The organism is Actinosynnema sp. NPDC023658, from assembly GCF_040639995.1.
Lineage (GTDB): Bacteria > Actinomycetota > Actinomycetes > Mycobacteriales > Pseudonocardiaceae > Actinosynnema.
Genome location: NZ_JBFAAX010000655.1, coordinates 1 through 3209, shown reverse-complemented (window position 1 = coordinate 3209; position 3209 = coordinate 1). Strand labels below are relative to the sequence as shown.

At 73.0% G+C, this 3209-nt stretch carries 2 protein-coding genes; both read left to right on the top strand.

What is annotated here, in order from left to right:
• Window positions 1–400: 400 nt before the first annotated feature.
• Complete coding sequence (locus AB0G02_RS32730; protein ID WP_360801961.1) at window positions 401–1690, top strand: amidohydrolase family protein; 1290 nt, start codon at window positions 401–403, stop codon at window positions 1688–1690.
• A gap of 221 nt (window positions 1691–1911) precedes the next feature.
• A complete protein-coding gene (locus AB0G02_RS32725; RefSeq protein WP_360801958.1) occupies window positions 1912–3081 on the top strand; it encodes a hypothetical protein in 1170 nt (389 codons plus the stop codon).
• The last annotated feature ends 128 nt before the right edge of the window (window positions 3082–3209 follow it).

Here is a 3209-nt window from a genome sequence, read left to right as displayed (position 1 = left end):
CACGACGCCACAGCCCACCCGAAATGTTCGGGCTGTTTTACCTGAAGTTTCGGCCAATGTAACCAGTACCGTGGTCGCAGTCAACGGCTGCCACTGCGGTCTCGGCCGGGTGGCGGTCGCCCGGTGGATCGGCTGCAGCGCGCGTCCTACCTGCGACGTTGTCGAACAGCATTCGACACCGGATATCCCTGGTCCGACTACGCCCCGTGCGGGTCGGGTCGCCGGCCATGCCGCGCGGTGACAACCAGCTCAATCGAAACTTCAAGATCCTCGACCGAAACATTCGGTCGGTTGCGGCCCCGCGCCCGGTAGAGGGCGGAGGTGCGACCGGAGCACCCTGGGGTGATCCTCTACGGTTCGGGGAACCGGTGGTTCAGGACTCGTCGATCGGGAGGAAGTGTTGGCCGCAGCGACGACCATCGTCAACGCCAAGGTGTTCGACGGGACGACGTCGCGGGACTGGACGTCGGTCCGGTTCGCCGGCGGGCTGATCACCGAGTGCTCGGCGGCCTCCCTCGCCCGGGAGGGCGACGAGGTGGTCGACGCGGCGGGCGGGACCCTGCTCCCCGGTCTGATCGACGCGCACGTGCACCTCGTCCCCGGTGCCCTCGCGCAGTCGTTGACGTTCGGCGTCACGACGGTTCTCGACATGTTCAGCAAGCCCGACGTGGTGGCGGGGGCGAGAGAGCAGGCCGGCTCCGACCCGAACGTGGCCGACGTGCGGTCGTCGGGTGTCGGGGCCACCGCGCCGGACGGGCACCCGTCGATCATGTACGCCCCGATCCCGACGTTGACCGCCGCCGACCAGGCCGAGCGGTTCGTCGCGGCGCGGATCGCGGAGGGCTCGGACTACCTGAAGATCATCTCCGGCGTCGGGGGCCTGTGGCCGTCGCTGGACTCCGGCACCATCGAGGCACTGGTCACCGCCGCGCACGCCCGCGGCTTGCTCGTGGTCGCCCACGTGAGCTCGACGGCCGGTCTCGAGGAGGTCGTGTCCGCCGGTGTCGACGTGGTGGCCCACGTCCCCGTGGACGCCGAGCTGGACCTCGCCCTGGTCGAACGGATGGCTGAGGCCGGGATCGCGGTCGGTCCGACGCTGGCCACCGTCGAGAACACCCTCGGTGGAGCGGGTGGCGCGGCAGTGGCGGGGGACCCGCGGCTGGCCGAGGCGCTCGGGGAGGCTTGGACGCGGCGGTTGACCTCCGGTGCGCCGGGGTTGCCCGGCCGGCGGATGCCGCCCTACTCGCGGGCCGAGGACAACGTGCGGCGACTGGCCGGTGCGGGGGTCGCCCTGCTGGCGGGCACCGACGCCCCGAACCCCGGAACCGTGTTCGGGGCGAGCCTGCACCGGGAGCTGGAGCTGCTCGTCCGGTCCGGCCTCAGCCCGGCGCGGGCACTGGCCGCCGCCACCTCCGAGCCGGCACGGGTGTTCGGCCTCCCCGACCGGGGACGTGTCGCGCCCGGGCGGCGCGCGGACCTGCTCCTCGTGTCCGGCGACCCGTTGGCGGACATCACCGCGACCCGCGACGTCGAGCGGATCTGGCGCGCGGGCACGGCCTGCGACCGGGGCGCCTTCGTCGCGAGCCCCGCCGAAGCCGAGCAGCTCGACGCCTTCGACGCGCAGGTCGCCAAGGCCGTCGCCGCCGTCCGCGAACGCCGGACCGCCTTCGGCCCGACCAGGTCCGGCTGAACGGGCTCCCGCGCCCCGCCGCTGCCGGACACCGGCGGCAGCGGGCGAGCCGACCCCTCCTCTCCAAGGACCAGGAGCGGTGTGCGGCACACGCCGCGTGACGCTCCTTCACCCGCGGGGCGGAAGTCGGCACCCGCCCGGGTCTGCCGCGTCGCGGGGGTCGGTGGTCCGGGACGGCGGTTCCTACCGTGGTCACGGACGCACCGGCACGAGGAGGTCCGATGGATCGGCGCACCTTCCAGCGCTCGCTGCTGCTGAGCACGGTCACCGCGCCGGTGCTCGGGTCCGCGACCGCCGCCGCCGCGGAACGGCGACCTCCGGCCGGGACGGCGGAGGCGGTGCCGCAGCGGTCGGTGGTGGAGTACGGGTTGCCGCTCGCGCAGGAGACGCACGAGCTGGTGAAGGTGCCCGGTGTGCCGCTGGTGCTCGTGTCGCAGATGTCGAACAGCCACCTGGTCAAGCTCCGCCTGGACGCGGTGACCGAGGAGGTCGTGGCGGCGCGTGCGCACCCGCTGGGGGCGCCGACCGACATGCTGCACGGCTTGGCGGTGTCGCGGCGCTACCCGGGAATGGTGTGGGCCACCCACCAGGAGGGCAACCGGCTGCTGCTCGTCGACCCCGGCGGCGCCGACGTCGACGCACCACCCCGGGTGGTGCGCGTGATCGACGTGCCCGAGGGGTTCGGGCCCCACTACGTCGGTGAGTACGACGACCGGCTGTGGGTCAGCCTCAAGACCAGCGACCACGTGCTGTCGATCGACCACACCGACCCGTCCCGCTACCACCTGTACGAAGCGGAACCCGACCCGATCTTCGTGGCCCGGCACCCCGCGACCGGGGTGTTCTACGCCAGCCAGGACGACGCGAGCCTCATCCTGCGCATCGACCCGCGGACCCGCGAGGCCACCCAGCTGGAGGTGCCCCGGGACCGGGGTGGCACACCGGTGGGCCTGGTGGCCGGACCCACCGGCCTGTGGGTGGCGCTGCTGGGCAGCACCGCGAGCGGCACGGGCACGTTCGGCCGCATCGACGCCCGCGGCGGGACCACGTGGTTCCGGCTGCGTTCCAGCGAAGTCGTCGACGCCGGGCTGCTGCACATCGCCTTCGACCCGCCCTCAGCCGCCCAGCGGCCCGGGATGTGGCTGCTCGGGTCGTCCATCATCTGCGACGACGTGCTGGACGTGGTCGTGCGCGTCACCTTCGACGCCGACTACGCGCGGGTCGTCGGCGAGGAGGTCACGGTGCTGCCGACCCAGCACTGCAAGGCCCACCGGCTGCTGCCCCTGAGGCAGAGCCTGCTCGTCACGGAGCTGACCAGCTCCACCGTCGCGCGCCTGACCACCGTCTCGTGGGATCGGCCCACCGACCCCAGTCCCGGCGACCCCAGCTGACGGCCGCCGCGCCCGGCGACCGCCTCCGGCCGCGTGCTGATTAACTGGTGCCGACTCGTGCACCTGAGGCCGTGAGGCCTGGATTGTCGACGTGGCGGTGGACCGGCGCTCGTCCGAGCTGCCGCGGT